The following is a 16,932-nucleotide window of genomic DNA, read 5'->3' as shown; positions in this document are numbered from 1 at the left end:
CGACGACGCCGAAGAACAGCCAGCCGTAGACCAGGTGGTCGACGCCCACGGCCAGGCGCATGTTGCTCAGGTGGCCCAGCATGACGATCAGGTAGGCGCGCACGCCGTTGGCGACGATGGGCACGAGCAGGGCGGCGGCCAGGATGGCCAGGCGCCGGCGCGTGCTGCGGAAGCGCAGGTGCGCGAACAGGGCGCCCAGGGCCAGGGCGGCGATCAGGTAGCGCAGGCCGCTGCACGCCTCCACCACCGACCAGTTGCCGCTGGGAAGAGAAAAATTGTTGCCATCGCGAAAGACCGGCACGCCCGTCCATTGCAGCGCCGTCACCGTGAAGGCGGCCGTGAAGTCGATCAGGGGCTCCAGGAAGACTTCGCCAAACGGCACGGCCAGGAACAGGTAGGCCAGTGGAAAGGCCAGCAGGCGCACGGCCGGCCAGCCGAGGATGGCCAGCACGCAAGCGGGCAGCATGGCCGTGGCCGCATATTGCTCGACCACCTGCACGTTGGCGGCGTCGGCCAGCAGCCAGGCCAGGCCCAGCAAGGCCAGCAGCAGCATGCCGGACGGCGACGGCCGCGGCGCCAGCGCGGCCAGCTGGGCGCGGCGGCGCCAGACCAGCCAGGCGCTGATGGGCACGATCAGGAAGCCGTGGGCGAAGGTCTGCGAGCGCGACCACAGCTCCACCATCGACCAGAACGTGGCGTGGTACAGCAGCATCACGGCGGCCAGCACCAGCAGGAGGGCGGCCAGTCCCTGGCTGGCGCCGTCCGTGCCGGCGGGCGGCGTGGCCAGGCGGCCGATGCTGTCGAGCCGCACGTTCATGGGGACGGTTCCCGCGCCGGCACGGGCCTGGCCGCGCTGGCGGCCGCGCCGCCGCCGTCCGGCGGCAGGCCCAGCATGGTGCCCAGGCCGTGCAGGTTCTTTTCCCAGTCGTGGTCCTGCAGCACGAGCTGGCGCGCCGCCGCGCCGATGGCCGCGCCCGTGGCGGCATCGCCTTCGCCGTGCTTGCGCAGCACGCGCGCGGCATGGTGGATGAATTCCGTGTCGTTGCGCGCCAGCAGCAGTTCCAGCCCGGGCTGGGCGGCGATGCCTTCCAGCGCCTGCGGCGAGGCCAGCACGATCTTGCCCATGGCCATCGCCTCCAGCACCTTGTTCTGTACGCCGCGCGCGATGCGCAGGGGCGCGACGGCCAGGGCCGCGCCGGCCAGGTAGGGGCGGATGTCGGGCACCCGGCCCGTCACCGTCACGCCGGCCACCCTGGCCAGCGCCGTCACGGCGGGCGCCGGGCGGCTGCCGACGATATGGAACTGCAGCTGGGGAAACTCGCGCCGCAGGGCGGGCCAGACGCGGCGCACGAACCATTGCACGGCGTCGATGTTCGGCCAGTAATCCATGGCGCCCGTAAACACCAGCACCTGCGCGCCGGGCGCGTACGGGCCGGGCGCTGCCGCTGCCGCGCCGGGCGGCGGCAGGGGCGCGAAGTAGGCGGCATCGACGCCGTTGCAGAAATGCCCCGTCTTGCGGCGCGCCATGGGGGCGCACTGGCGGAACAGGGCCGCCTCGGCCGGCGAGACGAAGCTGGCGGCCGTGAATTGCTGGGCGATGTGGCGTTCGTACTGCAGCAGCAGCTGCGCTTCGCGGCGGTACAGCTGCGACAGGGGCCAGGGCTTGCTGTCGCCGTACTGGCGCCACTTGTCGGAATCGACGTCGACGAAATCGATGACGCGGTGCAGGTGGCGTCCCGCGCTGCCGTCGAGGTATTGCGCCATGGGCCCGGAATAGGCCAGGGCGTGGCGCACCTTGCCGCCCGACAGCACGCCATCGACCCATTGCAGCAGGCGCCCGTCGCGGTAGTACTGCACGCTCATGGACTGGCGCGCCAGCAGGGCCCGGGCCGCGCGCCAGCGGGCCGCGCCGCGCCGCAGGCCGATGAAGCGCGTGCTGGCGCACAGGGCGGCCACGGCCTTCGCGTGCTGCCAGTCGTCCTCGTCGTCGATGAAGCAGCCCAGGTGGACGCGGAAATGCCGGCTCAGGTATTGCAGCATGTGCCAGGAGCGTATCTTGTCGCCCTTGTCGGGCGGATACGGTAGGCGGTGCACCAGGTACAGGAGTTCGCGCATGGAGTGTCCCGTCATTCAGCCCAGCTGCCGCACGATGTGCGGCCCCAGCAGGTTGGCCAGCGGCAGCGGCAGGCGGCGCCAGGCGCGGATGAACAGCGCATACTTCGGGTTCAGGGGATTGACGTCCGGCAAGGCCTTGGCGCGCACGAGCCGGCTGGCGTAGGGCAGGGGCTGCGGCGCGAAGCCCCAGTTCTTCTTGAAGTCGTAGGCGCCCGTGCCCAGCTTGCTGCGGCCGAAATCGAACAGGCGGCAGCCGCGCGCGCCCGCCCGGCGCATGGTTTCCCAGTACATGAAGTCGTTGGCGCCCGAGCCGCGCGCCAGCACGCTGCCGGCGCCGTAGTAGGGCAGCACTTCGTCGCGGAAATAGAAACTCAGCACGCTGGCCTGCGCCTCCTGGCCCGCGTACACGGTGAGGATGTCGCAGGCGTCGCCGAACACGCTGCGCAGCAGGGCGAAATGGCGGCGCGCGAAGACGGGCGTGCCCAGCCGGTGCACGCTGGCCGCGTAGAGGGGATAGAAGCGCTGCAGGTCGTAGTCGATGGCGCTGTGCAAGCCGTTGGCCATGCCCTTGCGCACGACGGCGCGCTGCTTGCGGGGGATGGCCAGCAGGTTTTGTTCGGCATCCGCGTGCAGGGCGCGGCGGAAGGTGGCATAGCGGGGATGGTGCAGCCAGCCGGCCTGGGCGTCGTCCGGCGCCCCTTGCCGCGCTTCGCGCCAGCGGTATTCCAGGTGGCCCACGCCGAGGCGCCGCGCCAGCGCCTGCGCGGCGGCGTCCAGCGCCTGGCGCGCGGGCGCGCTGGCGCCGGCGATGCCGCCGTACACGCAGAACGGCAGCGAGACGAGGGCGGAGCCGAACAGGCGGCTGCGCAGGTGCGCCAGCGGCAGCACGGCGGCGATGCGGCCATCCTGCTCGGCGTACAGGAAATGGCTGTCGTGGCCGAAGCCCTGTTCCATGACGGTTTGCCAGCCGGCGCGGTGGAAGAAGGTGGCATCCGGGCAGGCGTGGACGAAGGCATCCCAGCGCGCATGCGCCTGCGCCTGCGGCGGCAGGGAGCGCACGGCGATGGCGCCGGCCTGCGCGGCGGGCGGCGGCGCGGGGCGGTCGAGTGGCAGGCTGGCCTCGTGCATCATGTGTTTTCCAGAAAAATGCGGTCCATGCGGTCCCAGGCAAAATCGTCCGTCAGGCGCGCCAGCCGCGCTTCCATGCGGCCCAGGTTCAGGTAGTGGCGAAAGCGCGTCCTGGCGCTCAGCCCGGACGGGCGCGGCTGGCCGGGATCGAGTTCCCAGGGATGAAAATAGAATATGCCAGCTTGCCCGTCGCGCGAATTGATGCGCCGCAAAAGCCAGCGCGACAGTGCATACGGCAGCAGGCGAAAGTAGCCGCCGCCGCCGGCCGGCAGGTTGCGCCCGCGCAGGCGCAGCGTACTGACGGGCAGTTCCAGCAAGCCCTGCGGTCCCCGCGGGCGCCAGGCGAAGCGGGGCGCTTCCGGCATGCCGTAATGGTCGTGGCGGATCGGGTAGATGCTGGAACTGTAGCGGTAGCCCGCTTCCAGCAGCACGTCGAAGGCCCACAGGTTGGCCGCGCCGATGGAAAAGCTGGGCGCCCGGTAGCCCAGCACGGCTTGTCCCGTCAGCTGTTCCAGGATGGCCTTGCTGCGCCGCACGTCGTCGGCGAACTGGGCCGGGGACTGTTCGCTGGCGCGCAGGTGGGCGTAGCCGTGGCTGGCCACCTCGTGCCCGGCCCGGGCCACGCGCAGCAGCATGGCCGGATAGCGTTCGGCGATCCAGCCCAGGGTAAAGAAGGTGGCGTGGATGCGGCGGCGCGCCAGCAGGGCGAGGATGCGCTCGATGTTCGCTTCGACGCGGCATTCCAGGCGGGGCCAGTCGGCGCGCGCGATGTGCGGCGCGAAGGCGGATACCTGAAAATAGTCCTCGACGTCGATGGTGAGCGCATTGCGCACGGGGGCGGGCGGGGTGGCGTGGTCTGGCATGGCGGCTCCTCAGAAGCGCATGGCGAGCGTGGCGCTGACGCTGTTTTCGCGGTAATCGCCGCCGCGGCTGCTGGTATGCCGCGTGTGGCGCACGTCGATGCTGGCCGTCATCTTGCGCTGCAGGGTGCGGCTGTAGCCGGCCGAGACGGTGACGGTGCTGTCGCGCCGGGGCACGCTCAGCGAGCGCACGGTGGCCACGCCCGCATTCAGGCTCACGCTGCTGCGCGACGACGCTTGCCAGGTCCAGCCCAGGTTGCTGCCGATCTGGCGCGTGCGGTCTTCGCTGCCCAGGTCCACGCCGGGCAGCAGCACGCTGTCGATGCCGCTGCTCGTCTGCGCCGTGCGGTCGACGGCCGTGATGCCGGCCAGCAGCGTGCTCTTCGCCGTCGCACGGGCGACCGTCAGGCTCAGCTGCTTTTGCAGGAAATAGCGGTGGCTGAAGTAGTTGATGGCGCCCAGCTCCGGCCCCAGGCCGCCGGCGTAGCGCAGGAAGGCGTCGATGCGCAGGCGCCGTTCCAGGTCGTTGGGGAAGAGGCCGCGCCACAGCTGGTCGAGCAGGCTGGCCGCGTCGCTGTTGCCCAGGCGCAGAAATTGCGCGGGCATGGTGGTGATGTCTTCGCCGTAGCTGAGCTGCCAGTTGGTCTGGCGCTGCAGGAAGCGGGCGTCCAGGCTGTAGGTGCGGCCAAAGAAGCGCCTGCCCGTGCTGAATGCCACGCTGGTGCGCGGCGACGGCGTCCACGTGCCGCCCAGCGACCAGAAGCGGCCCTGCGGCGCCTTGTCCGACGTCGTGTCATAGCCTTCCTTTTCCGTGCCCACGCTGGCCGTGGCCGCCCACTTGCTGCTGAACGGGTAGCGCAGGCCCGCGCTGCTGCGCTCCATGAGCTGCGGCGCCACCTTGCTGTCGCGCGTGCGGCGCGCGTCGTGGCTGGCGTTCCAGCTCCAGCCGCCGCCGTGCGGCTCGCCGGCGAGGCGCAACGCCACCTCGTCGCTGTGCATGGACAGCAGGCCGCCGCCGCTGGTGACGGCGCCGCGCGTGTAGCGCAGCTCGGCCGTGGCCAGGCCGCGGAAGCGGTGGCGCAGGTAGGGACTGATGCTGACGGCGCGCACGGTGCTTTCGTTCGTCGTACCCGGCAGTTCGTCGATGACCTGCGGGCCGAACGGCGAGATGCTGCTGCGGCTGATGCTGGCGGTGCCGTCGACGAACAGCCAGTCCTTCGCCAGTTCCGCGTCGGCCGAGGCGCTCAGCTGATGCTGGTCCGTGCCGGCGCGGTGCGCGTAGAGGAATTTGTGCCAGCTGTAGTCGAGGTGCACGCGCAACCGGGGGCCGTTGCCGATGAGGGCGATGGCGGGGGCGATTTCCGTGATGAAGTCGGACTGCGCCTGGCCGCCCGGCGCGCGCAGGGCGTTGTCGGTATAGGTTTCGCGCAGGCGCAGCGACGGCTGCACCAGCCAGTCGACGGCCAGGGCCGGCAAGGGCAGCAGCAGGGGCAGGAGCGGCAGGAGCGTCAGCGGCGGCAGGGACAGCGGCGCGCGGCCCCTAGTCGTAATTGCCGTAGCCATAATAATCGTTGCCGGGGAACGATTTGGTCTTGTTGTAGATCAGGTGGATGTGTTCGCACGAGTCGATCTGCCGCAGCGCCTCCTTGACGGCGTGCTGGGTCGTCGTTTCCGCTTCCACCACCATCACCACTTGCCCCATCTGTCCCACCAGCGCGTGCGCTTCGCTGGTGATGAGCAGGGGCGGCGAGTCGAAGACGACGATGCGGTCGGCGTAGCGGCTGGCGATCTCGGCCAGCAGGCGGTTCATGGCGCGGCTGGCCAGCAGTTCCGTCGCATGCTTGTTGCTGCGCCCGGCGGGCAGGATGCTCAGGTTGGCCACGTTGGTTTTCAGGATCACGTCGGCCATGGCCAGCTGCGGGTCGAGCAGCACGTCCATCAGGCCCGGCTCCGGCGCCAGGCCCAGCACTTTCAGCACGGACGGGCGCGCCACGTCGGCATCGACCAGCAGCACCGTGATATCCATTTCCATGGCGATGCTCATGGCCAGGTTGACGGCGCAGTAGGTCTTGCCCTCGCCGGGCATGGCGCTGGTGACTACGACGAGGTTGCCGTGGCGGATGGCTTCGGCGCCGCCGGCCCGCGCCAGGCGCAGCAGGGGGCGCTTGATGATGCGGAAATCCTCGGCCACGGAACTGCGTCCGCCGTCGTGCGTGAGCATGCCCTGTTCCTGCAGCCGGGCCAGGTTCAGGGGCCGGTAGCGGGGCGACAGCTGCGCCGCCGCCGCGGATGGGGCATCCGTGCCGTAAGGTACGCTGGCCTCGGCCACGCCCAGGATGACAGGCTCCTGCCTGCCGTTGTCGCCGTCCTTGCTGCTCATCGTCGCTCCCGTGGCGTGGTCTAGAATTTGAGCTGCACGGCCGTCATGATGCCGCCGTACAGCAGGAACAGGCTGCCCAAGCAGGCGCCGAAGGCGTAGCGGGCGCGGCGCCGGCGCACCTGCTGCTGCGCCGTCCAGTTCATCGATACCGTGCCCAGCACGTTCAAGCCCGTCGCGTCGCGCAGTTCGGCCGGGCTGAGGAAAGTGGGGCGCACCTGGCTGATCAGCAGGGCCGTGGCGATGCCCGCCACCAGGGCCGCGCCCAGCGCCGCGGAAAACAGCATCAGGCGGTTCGGGCCGACGGGCTTGTACTGCACCGTGGGCGGATCGATGATCTTGAAGGCCATCATGTCCGTGGTGGAACTGAGTTCGCCCGACAGCTTGGCCGCCTCGCGCCGGCCGATCAGCTTTTCATAGTTTTCCTTGTTGATGATGTAGTCGCGGTTCAGCTGGGCCAGCTGCGACTCCACCTCGGGCACGGCATTGCTCTGCGCCAGCAGGCGCTCGTTGCGTGCCCCATATTCCTGCACGCGGGCGCGGATGGCGGCCACCTTGGCGTCCGCCTCCGTCAGCGCCACCTTCAGCTGCTGCAGCATGGGGCTGTAATTCTTGCCCGGATCGCCGGACGTGGCCTTGAGCTTGCTTTCCTCGACCTTGCGCTCTTCCAGCTGGGCGATCAGGCGCTTCGAGGCGATGATGTCGGGATGCAGCTCCGTGAATTGCATGCGCAGGCTGTCGAGGTTCTTGTTGAGCGAGGCGATGCGTTCGTCCAGTTCCGGATTGGTGATGGATGCCGCGTTCGGTTCCAGGTCCAGCACGGGCTCGTCGCCCTCGATCTGGCTCTGGATGGCCTTGCGCGCCTGTTCCGCCTCGAGCAGTTCCAGCTTGGCATTGTTCAGGCTATCGGACGACATCAGCAGCTGGCTGCCATAGTCGATGCCCTGGCGCGGCAGCAGCAGGTTGTTGCGGATCTTGAATTCCTTGACGAGGTTTTCCGCCGCGCTCAGCTTGTCCTCGTAATTCTTGATCTGCTCGTCGATGAATTGCACCGCCTTTTGCGAATCGCCCTTCTTGCCCTGGAAACTGCCTTCGACGAAGATGGTCAGCAGGCTCTGCACGACGTCGCGCACCAGTTTCGGGTCGCCGCCGCTGTAGCTGATGGTGTAGATGTCGTAGGCATTCGTGCCGGTGATCTTGATGTTGTTCATCAGCTCGTCGAGCCGGGCCTCGTGCTCGCGCACGGTGCGCGTGTCGAGGTCCAGGTCGACCATGCGCATGACGCGCTCGACGTTGGGGCGGCTGAGCAGGGTGCGGCTCATGATGGCCACCTGCTGCTCCGCGTTGGGCACGCTGGTCATGCCGGCCATCAGGGGCTTGAGGATGGTTTGCGTATCGACGAACACGCGCGCGCGCGTCTGGTATTCGTCGGGCAGGCTGATGACCTTGATGAAACCGCCGATGGCCACCAGCCAGGCCACCAGCAGCGCATGCCAGCGGTATTTCCAGATGCCTTTCAGGCTGGAAAGCAGTTGCTGCAGCAATTCCTCCATGGCGCTTCCTTCAGGTAACGGTGCCGGGCGGGCGGGGACGCCTGTCCTTGCGGTGCGGATATTGCCTGTTAAGTAAGCAAAGTATAGGGCGACTGCTGAGCAAGATTTCCCAAGATGATTGCTTCTTGATACGCCTCAAGGTTCTCTTGCCGCGTTTTAATAATCATAGGAACTTCGCGGCCCAGGCTGCTTCTGCGCGGCCGCACGCGCCATCGACCCGAAGAGGCCCCGCATGAATCCGTTTCGCCGTGTCTTCCTACGCAACACGCTGGTCCTGGCGGGCGCCGCCGGCCTGCTGGGCGCCTGCCGCACGCGCTATCCGCTGGCGCCCGCCGACGACAGCGCGCCCATGCACGATTACCTGATCGGGCCGGGCGATTCCGTCAACATCATCGTCTGGCGCAACCCGGAAGTGTCGCTGACGGTGGCCGTGCGGCCCGATGGCAAGATCACCACGCCGCTGGTGGAAGACCTGGCCGCCAGCGGCAAGACGTCGACCCAGCTGGCGCGCGACATCGAGCAAGCCCTGGGCAAGTTTATCCAGCAGCCCGTGGTGACGGTGATCGTGACGAATTTCTCGGGACCGTACGGCGAGCAGATCCGCGTCATCGGCGAGGCGGCCAAGCCGCAGGCCCTGCCGTACCGCCTGGGCATGTCGCTGATGGACGTGCTCATCGCCGTGGGCGGCGTCACCGATTTTGCCGCCGGCAACAAGGCCAGCATCATCCGCGTGCGCGAAGGCACGCAGCAGCAGCTGCGCGTGCGGCTCGACGACCTGCTGAAGGATGGCGATATTTCCGCCAACGTCATGATGCGCCCCGGCGACGTCCTGCTGATCCCGGAAAGCTTTTTCTAGGCGCGATGGCAGGGCTATCAAAACAGCACTTATATTTGTCATTTTGTACTTGCGGGCAAATTTCAGCGTGCTATTTTGCTATGAAAACATAAATTTCTTTTGTTTTTTTAAGCGATAACGGGAACTTCTCCAGTTTTTTGCTTGTCACAAGGCATTGGCTTCAGTCCGTTTTGACGGCGGCCGATGAACGCGAGGACAAGATGAGCTTTGAAGATGAACCCATTATTTCCTTCGACACGCCGGGCACATTCAACGACCTGGTGGTGGGCGAGGGGCAGATCGATCCGGCCATGGAGCACGAGCTCGACCTGCAGCGCTTCCATATCCGCATGGCCAATTCGCGCGGACGGCGCGAAGCAGCCAGCTTGCTGATCCGCAAGATGTACGGCTGGCGCGGCTATGCCGTCGACCCCGGCATCGCGCATGCGCTCAACAAGATCACCCTGTTCGCGGAAACGGCGGGCACCACCGTCGGCACCATGACCCTGTGCCTGGACAACGACGAGACGGGCTTGCCCGCCGATGAAAACTTCCGCGACAAGCTCGACGACCTGCGCGAGCAGGGGCGGCGCCTGTGCGAACCGTCGCGCCTGGCCATCGACAAGGGCGTGAGCAAGCGGGTGTTCGCGGCGCTGATTCATATTTCTTATATCTATGCCCATAATATCCACGGCTTTACTGATTACGTGATCGAAGTCAATCCGCGCCACGTGGTGTTTTACAAGCGCATGCTCGGTTTCAAGGACTTCGGCGGCGAGCGCGAGTGTACGCGCGTGGGGGCGCCGGCCGTGCTGCTGCGGCTGGACCTCGACTACATGGGCGCCCAGATCCGCAAGTACGGCGGCCTGATGGAACAGCATGGGGGTGAACGGTCGTTTTACCCCTTTTTTTTTCCAACATGGGATGAGCCTGGCATTACCGAGCGCCTGCGGCAGGGGCGCGACTGACGCCTCATTTATTTTTCAGCAAGAGTTCCTGCATATAGCTGCCGGGAATGGCATACGTGATGCCGCTGGGCGCGGTGATGGCCGTCTCTTTCAGGCCCTTGACGTAGACCATGTTGACGATGCCGTAGACGACGCCCGTGGCAGGATCGTACAGGGGGCTGCCGCTGCTGCCCGGATACGCCGTCGCGTCCAGCTGGAACACCGTGTAGGGCGATTTTTGCAGCTGCGCCAGGCGCCGCGTGTCGAGCCGCTGCGCATTTTCGCTGGGCATGACCACGGGCGCCAGCGAGGACACGGTGGCGCGGTGCGTCACGTGGTGCAGCCCCAGCAGCACACCCAGGGGAAAGCCCGTGAAAGCCATGGCTTGCCCTTCGCGCACGCCGCCCGCATCGCCCAGCGCCAGGGCGGGCAGGGGCGTTCCCGCCAGGCGCAGCAGGGCCAGGTCGTGTTCCATGTCGACGGCCAGCACCTTGGCGGGACGAAATTGCGCCGCCTGGCCCTGGCCCATGAGGATGCCGATGACTTCGTCCGGGTTGGCGTCCAGCAGTTTCTGGATCACGTGAGCGCAGGTCAGCACGCTCAGGCCATCGCCCGCCGCGAATCCCGTGCCGATGAACTGCAGCGGCGGCGTGCGCGTCTTTTGCAGGCTGCCCACGCCGACGATGGACGGCTTGACGCGGGCGACGACTTGCGCCAGCGCATCGTCGGCGCGGCAGGGGGCGCCGGCCAGGAGCAGGCCCAGGCAGAACAGGACGGTGGACGGGACGGTGCTCATGGGGAGGCCCTTTCGGCGGGTGGGGAGGCGGCGGGCGCCACGCCCTGCAGCAGCGCGCACAGCAGCATCAGCTGGCACAGCAGGGCGATGCGCGGCACGTCGAGCAGGCTGTCGAACAGGCCGACGACGAGAAAGCCGGCCAGCGCGGCGGCGCAGGCCAGCGCGCAGTGGCGTGCCGGGCCGGCCTGTGCCGCCTGGCGCAGCAGGCGCAGGCTGGCCAGGCTGAACAGGCCCAGCATGGCCAGTGCGCCGCACCAGCCCGTTTCCACCAGCAGCTGCAGCGCCAGGTTTTTCACGTGCCACGGCAGGTGGTGGTGGTCGCTGCTGAAAAACCAGTAATTGTTTGCCTGCGAAAACTGGCCGTTGGCGATCAATTCCTCGCCGCCGGGCGCGCGCAGGCTGAGGTTATCGATGTCGATCACGGACGAGGTCGCCGTGCCGCTGGCCGCCAGCTCCAGCTGCACGGGCGGGCGCAGCAGCCAGGGGCCGGCGCCCAGCCAGGCGCTGTTGAAGGCGGCTTCCCCGTGCTGCCAGGCCGCTGGCGGCGTGCCCGGCGGCGGCGCGGGCAGGCGCAGGGGAATGTCCACGCAGTTTTGCGCATACAGCAGTTGCCGCTGGCACAGGCGCACCTGCAGCGCGGGCATGGCGCCGTGGCGGCGCGCGTCCAGGGCCAGCGTGTAGTGCGTGTCCGGCTGCACGGGCAGGCGCTGCAGCAGGCGCAGCAGCTCGCCGTAGCCCGCGCTGTAGCCGGGGCTGGCCAGGCGCACGTAGCGGTTCCCCGCCTCGTCGGCGTAGCTGATGCTGGCCGGCACCTCGCGCAGGGGATTGTGCCAGTAATACGTGGCGGGAAAGCTGCCCAGGCCCATGCCGAACAGGCGGCTGGCCCAGCCGGGCGGCTGCATGGCCAGCACCTGCTGCCAGTGGCGCAGCCGGCCGTGCATGTCGAATGCCGTGGTGGCGAAGCGTTCGCTGGCGTAATAGCTGGCCGAGACGGGGATGGCCAGCAGCAGGAGCATGCCGGCCGCGCCCGCGATGCCCACGCTGGCCCGGTCCAGCCGCCACAGGGGCGGGCGCAGGCGCCCGTTGCCCAGCATTAGCAGGGCCAGCAGCACGACGAGGCCGGCCGGCGCCATGGCCCGGCTGCCCGCCCAGTGCCAGCTTATCCAGCACAGATTACAGGCCAGCAAGGTCCACGCCAGCATGGCCAGGGCCAGCCGCGCCGGGCGTGGCGCGGCGCCGGACGGCCACAGGGCGGCGGCCAGCAGCACGCAAGCGAGCAGGAAGAGAAAATACGGCCCCTTCAGCCAGCCCGCGGCCGCGTGGCCGGCCGGGTCGGGCCACCAGCTGGCCAGCACGGCTTGCAGGCACAGGGCGCACAGCACGCTGGCCGGTGCCAGGCGCCACGGCAGCGGCCGCGCCGCCAGCACGAAGCTGGCGCCCAGCAGCACGACGGCCGCCGCCAGACCCCGGTAGCCGGCCAGGTGGAACAGGGACAGGAGCAGGGCGGCACCGGCGCCCGGCAGCAGCAGGCCCAGCAGCAATCCCCGCCAGGGCGGCGGGCCGTGCCGCGACGGTGCCGCGCGCCGTCCCGCCGCCAGCGCCTGCCACAGGAACAGCAGCCCGCCGGCCAGCATGGCCGCGTACAGGCCCCGCGAAAACGTGGCCAGGGCCGCATGCAGGGCCAGGCCCAGCAGCAGCAAGGCCAGCGCACCCTGCCAGCGGCTGCGGGCGCGCGCCAGCCACAGGGCGGCAAACGGCAGGCTCAGGGCCAGGTAGCCGTCGAGGGCGGCACCGCCCGTGTGCATGGCGGAAAACGGCGCCGTGATGCGGTAGTCGCTGGACATGTTCAGCAGACCGGGAAACACGGCCCGCTCCCACAGGGCGAACAGGGCCACCATGGCCAGGCCCGCCAGCATGCCCGGCAGCGCATAGCGGCGCAGGGCGCGCGCGCTCGCGTCGCGCAGCAGCATGGGCAGCAGCAGGAGGCTCCAGGCCCAGGCTTTACCCAGGCGCAAGCTGTTGTACGGACTCAGATAATTATCCCAGGCATTCAGGTCCACGGGCGCCAGCGGCAGCACGCCGCGCAGCAGGGCCGCCAGCCAGGCGAGGCTGCACAGCAGCAGGCACAGCCAGGCAGCGGGCGCCAGCCGCGCCGCCGCCCGCTGCGCCGGTCCGCCCAGGCGCCAGTAGCCGCAGGCCACCGTCAGCAGGAGCAGCACGTCGATTTCCTCGAGGAAGAACCAGCCCGTCCACGGCGCCAGGTCCAGCACGGGCAGCAAGGCGGGCAGGCAGAACAGCCAGCTGGCGGGGCGCCAGCACAGCAGCAGGAAATAGGCGGGCAGCAGGGCGGCGAACAAGAGGCAGGGCCAGCCATGGCCCAGGGGATAGTTGCGCAGGGCCAGCACGCAGGCCGCGCCCGCCACGAGGGCCAGCGGCCGCGCCGCCAGGCTGGGCAAGGCCGCGTGCGCCCCCATGGCCTAGAGCTTGCTCAGCAAGGCTTGCGCCTCGGCACGCTGCGGGAACGCCTTGTTGGCGGCAAGCAGCTGTTCCAGCAGCTTGCGCGCGCCGCCCCTGTCGCCCGACTTGAGCAGGGCCACGCCCAGGTGGTACTGGATGTCCGGCACGTTCGGCGCCAGGCCGGCCGCCTGGCGCAGCAGGGCCGTGCCCCGTTTGACGTCGCCCTGCTGCAGCACGATCCAGCCCAGGGTGTCGAGCACGACGGGGTTGGCGGGCGCCAGCTTGAGCGCCTGTTCCGCCGTCGCCTGCGCGCGCGCATCCTTCTCCTGCTGGTAAGCCCAGGCCAGGTCGTTCAGGGCCGCCACGTTGCCGGGCTCCCTGGCGACGATGTGCTGGTAGTGCTCGATGGCGGCGCGATACTGCCCGGCTGCCAGCCTGGTGCCGGCCAGGTAGACGCGCGTGGGCACGTCCTCGGGATGCTCCTTCAGCCAGGCTGCCATGCGGGCGTCCGCTTCCGGCGCCTGCCCGGATGCCTGCAGGGCGCGGTACAGCTGCACCTGCAGGGGGCCGATCTTGCTGATCTCCAGGGCCCGCTCGTACAGCTTGACGGCTTGCTGCGGCTGCTTCTGTTCCATCAGCACGTCGCCTTCGAGCTTGTAGCCGGCCGCCAGCTTGGGTTGCTGCTCCTGCACCTGGCGCGCCACGGCCAGGGCGTCGCGCTGGCGGTTCAGGGCCAGCAACATGGCCACTTCCATGATCCTCGCCTCGAGCAGCGCGGGGTCGAGCGCCTGCGCCCGCCTGGCGGCCTGCAGTGCGGCGGCATGGTCGCCCAGCGCCACGTGCAGGCTGGCGATGCGCATCTGCAGGGGCGCCGAGCCGTCCTGCATGCTGGCCAGCTGGTTGTAGCTGTCGAGCGCGGCCCGGGGCTGGCCGGCGCCGTATTCCACCTGCGCGCGCAGGGCCAGCGCGCCGGCGTCGCCCGGATGGCCCATCTGCAGGGAGCGCGCCAGCTGCAGGGCCTTGTCCGCCGCGCCCGTCGCCAGGTAGAAATTGCTCAGCAGCAGCGCCGGCCCGACGGCGTCCGGATTGTCGCGCTGGGCCCGCTCCAGCCAGCGCCGCGCCTCGTCCGGCTTGCCCTGCGACACGGCCAGCTTGGCCAGCGCGGCGCACAAGTCGGCATTCTTCGGCGCCTTCGCCAGCGCCCGTTCGAAACGCTGCCTGGCCTGCTCCGGCTTTTTCTCGGCCAGGTCGATCTGCGCCAGGTTGCTCAGGGCGGGCAGGTAGACGGGGTCCATGGCCAGCGCCTGCTCGAAGCTGGCGCGCGCGGCCGGCAAGTCGCGCAAGGCCAGGTAGACGCCGCCTTTCAGGTTCAGCAGCAGGGGATTCGTGCCTTTCTGCTGCTGCTCCATCTGCTTGACGCTGGCCAGGGCCTTGTCGTATTGCTTGTCGCGCAGCAAGGTCATCACCAGCATGGTGCCCGCCTGCGGCGTGTTCCTGTCGAGGACGCTGGCCCGCTCCAGCTCGCTCACGGCGCGGCTGTTTTCGCCCATGCCCAGGCGGCTTACGCCCAGCGCCGCGTGCAGCTTGGCCGTGTCCGGCGCCAGGGTGCTGGCCTTTTCAAAGTAGGCCGCGGCCTTGTCGTAGCGGCGCGCCCGCAGCTGCGCTTCGCCCGCCAGCGACAGCAGTTCCACGTCGTCGGGATAGGCATTCAGCACGGGCAGCAGCCGCTCGATGGCGGCGTCGCTCTTGCCGCGCATCAGCTCGATGGAAGCCATCATCTTGACGGCATACAGATGGTTGGGATACACGGCCAGAAAGCGCTGCAGATAGCCTTCGGCCAGCTGCGGCGAGCCGAGCGCCAGCTGCACGGCCCCCGCCAGCAGGATGGATGGCATGTGCTCGGGCGCCGCCTTGAGCACCAGCTGCAGCGATTGCAGGGCCGCCTTGTTCTTGCCCTGGCGGAAATCGAGCAGGGCCTGCGCCTGCAGCACGCCCAGGCTGTTGGGCGCCGTCCTGCGCGCCGACGCCAGCTGGGCGGCCGCGTCCGCATAGCGGTTTTGCGCGATGTCGAGGTTGGCCAGCTCGATGTGGGCCTGGGTCTGCTCCGGCTTGAGCTTGAGGATCTGCTGGTAGGTCCGGCGCGCCGCCTCGTCCTTGCCTTGCAGGCGCTGCAGGTCGCCCTGCAGGCGCAGGGCATCGAGGCTGGCGGGCGCCGCCTTCAGCGCCTGCGCCAGCAGCAGTTCGGCGGCCGCCACCTGCTGCTCCAGCGCGGCGATGCGCGCCAGGCCCAGCAGCGCTTCCAGCTGGCCCGGATGGCTTTCCAGCATGCGCGCGTACAGGCTGCGCGCCTCGTCCTTGCGGCCCAGGGCCAGCAGGGCTTCGCCGCGCAGGGCTTGCACGGGCGCCGGCTGCGCCGCATCGTCGGCGACCTCGGCCAGCACCTTGTCGAACTGGCCCAGCATCAGCCAGGACTTGCCCAGCAGGGGCATCACCTGCTGCTGCGACAGTCCCAGCGATTTGGCCTTGCGCAACTCCTTCTCGGCCGACAGCGCTTCACCCGTGTCGATGTAGACGCTGCCCAGCAGCAGCCGCGCGGCGGCATTGTCGGGTTCCTTTTGCAGCAGATTCTTCAGCTGGATGATGGCGGCCCGCGCCTCGCCCTTCTGGCGGTACATCTGCGCGTCCGCCATCAGGGTTTCGCTGTTCTGCGTGCCGTGGCAGGCCGTCAGCACGGGCAGCAGCAGGGCGCAGCACAGCAGGGCGGCGGGGAAGGGACGGGCAAGGGGTCGGGCCATGGAAGTCTCCGGTTGCGGCGCGCACGGGAAATGGGCATGGCCTAGCTTAAAAAGATGGCCGCCGGCCTCCTTGATGGCGCTCAACAGGTGGCCGGATGGCGGCGCGCCGTCCGCCGTCCGCTCCGTGTTTCTTGTTCCCGCTCAAGAATGGCCCCGCCTGCGACCGTAGAATTTCCCGGACGGCGACAGTCAGGCCGCAACCCTACGGAGCGCATATCATGGACAGCAATGTGGTCAGCAAGGACGGCGTGGTGGCGGTGGTGGGACTCGGGTACGTGGGCTTGCAGCTGGCCGTCGCCTTCGGCACGCGCCGGCGCACCATCGGCTTCGACCTGTCGGCCCGCAAGGTGGAAAGCTACCGCCGCCACGTCGATCCCACGGGCGAGGTCAGCCATGAACAGCTGCTGGCCGCGCAGTGGCTGAGCGTGGGCTGCGATCCCGCCGAGCTGGAACAGGCCGACTTCATCGTCGTGGCCGTGCCCACGCCCGTCGACAGCGCGCACAATCCCGATTTCTCCGCCCTGGCCGGCGCCAGCGCCGCCGTCGGGCGCCACATGCGGCGCGGCGCCATCGTCATCTACGAATCGACCGTGTATCCGGGCGCCACCGAGGAAATCTGCATTCCCATCCTCGAGCAGCACTCGGGCCTGCGCTGGAAGCAGGACTTCCACGTGGGCTTTTCGCCCGAGCGCATCAATCCCGGCGACCGCGACCACACCCTGCACAGCATCCGCAAGGTGGTCTCGGGCGACGACGACGCCACCCTGGAGCAGGTGGCGGCCCTGTACGAAGACGTGGTCGAGGCGGGCGTGCACCGGGCCTCGAGCATCAAGGTGGCGGAAGCGGCCAAGGTCATCGAGAACACGCAGCGCGACCTGAACATCGCCCTGATGAACGAGCTGGCCATCATCTTCGACCGCATCGGCATCGACACCCTGGAAGTGCTGCAGGCGGCGGGCACCAAGTGGAACTTCCTGCCATTCCGGCCCGGCCTGGTGGGCGGCCACTGCATCGGCGTCGACCCGTATTATCTGACGCACAAGGCGGAAATGCTGGGCTACCACCCGCA

The 16,932-nt window shown here is 68.9% G+C and carries 13 protein-coding genes; 3 read left to right on the top strand and 10 right to left on the bottom strand.

What is annotated here, in order from left to right:
- The 7 genes from xrtA to EBS11_RS26200 all read right to left on the bottom strand — a co-directional run.
- Window positions 1-817, bottom strand: an 817-nt coding sequence (xrtA, locus tag EBS11_RS26230; RefSeq protein WP_290608059.1) for an exosortase A, incomplete at its 3' end; no start/stop codon positions are given.
- Entirely contained in the window at window positions 814-2,115 is a 1,302-nt protein-coding gene (locus EBS11_RS26225) for a TIGR03087 family PEP-CTERM/XrtA system glycosyltransferase (RefSeq protein WP_290608058.1), read from the bottom strand. The genes xrtA and EBS11_RS26225, both read right to left, overlap by 4 nt.
- A gap of 15 nt (window positions 2,116-2,130) precedes the next feature.
- A complete protein-coding gene (locus EBS11_RS26220) occupies window positions 2,131-3,243 on the bottom strand; it encodes a FemAB family XrtA/PEP-CTERM system-associated protein (protein WP_290608060.1) in 1,113 nt (370 codons plus the stop codon).
- The gene (locus EBS11_RS26215; RefSeq protein ID WP_290608056.1) at window positions 3,243-4,106 is read right to left on the bottom strand and encodes an XrtA system polysaccharide deacetylase; all 864 of its coding nucleotides are present in this window, start codon (window positions 4,104-4,106) and stop codon (window positions 3,243-3,245) included. Before EBS11_RS26215 ends, EBS11_RS26220 begins: the two co-directional genes overlap by 1 nt.
- Before the next feature lie 9 nt (window positions 4,107-4,115).
- On the bottom strand, window positions 4,116-5,666 hold the full coding sequence (locus tag EBS11_RS26210) for a TIGR03016 family PEP-CTERM system-associated outer membrane protein (RefSeq protein ID WP_290608055.1): 1,551 nt from the start codon (window positions 5,664-5,666) through the stop codon (window positions 4,116-4,118).
- Entirely contained in the window at window positions 5,644-6,483 is an 840-nt protein-coding gene (locus EBS11_RS26205) for an XrtA-associated tyrosine autokinase (RefSeq protein WP_290608053.1), read from the bottom strand. Before EBS11_RS26205 ends, EBS11_RS26210 begins: the two co-directional genes overlap by 23 nt.
- Before the next feature lie 20 nt (window positions 6,484-6,503).
- A complete protein-coding gene (locus tag EBS11_RS26200; RefSeq protein ID WP_290608052.1) occupies window positions 6,504-8,033 on the bottom strand; it encodes an XrtA system polysaccharide chain length determinant in 1,530 nt (509 codons plus the stop codon).
- 232 nt (window positions 8,034-8,265) lie between these two features.
- Here EBS11_RS26200 and EBS11_RS26195 point away from each other — a divergent pair, with 232 nt between their 5' ends.
- Both EBS11_RS26195 and EBS11_RS26190 read left to right on the top strand, forming a co-directional pair.
- Window positions 8,266-8,889 carry an XrtA/PEP-CTERM system exopolysaccharide export protein gene (locus EBS11_RS26195; protein WP_290608050.1) on the top strand — a complete coding sequence of 208 codons (624 nt, stop codon included), beginning with the start codon at window positions 8,266-8,268 and terminating at the stop codon, window positions 8,887-8,889.
- 200 nt (window positions 8,890-9,089) lie between these two features.
- Window positions 9,090-9,836 carry a long-chain N-acyl amino acid synthase gene (locus tag EBS11_RS26190; RefSeq protein WP_290608048.1) on the top strand — a complete coding sequence of 249 codons (747 nt, stop codon included), beginning with the start codon at window positions 9,090-9,092 and terminating at the stop codon, window positions 9,834-9,836.
- A gap of 4 nt (window positions 9,837-9,840) precedes the next feature.
- Here EBS11_RS26190 and EBS11_RS26185 read toward each other — a convergent pair whose 3' ends face one another.
- From EBS11_RS26185 to prsT, 3 genes are read right to left on the bottom strand one after another with little or no spacing between them, the layout of a single operon-like run.
- Window positions 9,841-10,611, bottom strand: coding sequence for a serine protease (locus EBS11_RS26185; protein WP_290608047.1), 771 nt, complete (start codon window positions 10,609-10,611; stop codon window positions 9,841-9,843).
- Window positions 10,608-13,085 (bottom strand): hypothetical protein, encoded by a 2,478-nt coding sequence (locus EBS11_RS26180; RefSeq protein WP_290608043.1) that lies wholly within the window; start codon window positions 13,083-13,085, stop codon window positions 10,608-10,610. Before EBS11_RS26180 ends, EBS11_RS26185 begins: the two co-directional genes overlap by 4 nt.
- A gap of 3 nt (window positions 13,086-13,088) precedes the next feature.
- The gene (gene prsT, locus EBS11_RS26175) at window positions 13,089-15,863 is read right to left on the bottom strand and encodes an XrtA/PEP-CTERM system TPR-repeat protein PrsT (protein WP_290608041.1); all 2,775 of its coding nucleotides are present in this window, start codon (window positions 15,861-15,863) and stop codon (window positions 13,089-13,091) included.
- Window positions 15,864-16,081: 218 nt separating this feature from the next.
- On the opposite strand from prsT, the gene EBS11_RS26170 reads away from it, so the two are divergent.
- The coding region (locus tag EBS11_RS26170; RefSeq protein WP_290608039.1) for a nucleotide sugar dehydrogenase at window positions 16,082-16,932 on the top strand (851 nt) is incomplete at its 3' end.

Origin of the sequence: Janthinobacterium sp., from assembly GCF_009923995.1 — a bacterium.
GTDB lineage: Bacteria > Pseudomonadota > Gammaproteobacteria > Burkholderiales > Burkholderiaceae_D > Janthinobacterium.
Note: the sequence above shows the minus strand (reverse complement) of the source record. Positions and strands in the feature narration are given on the sequence as shown.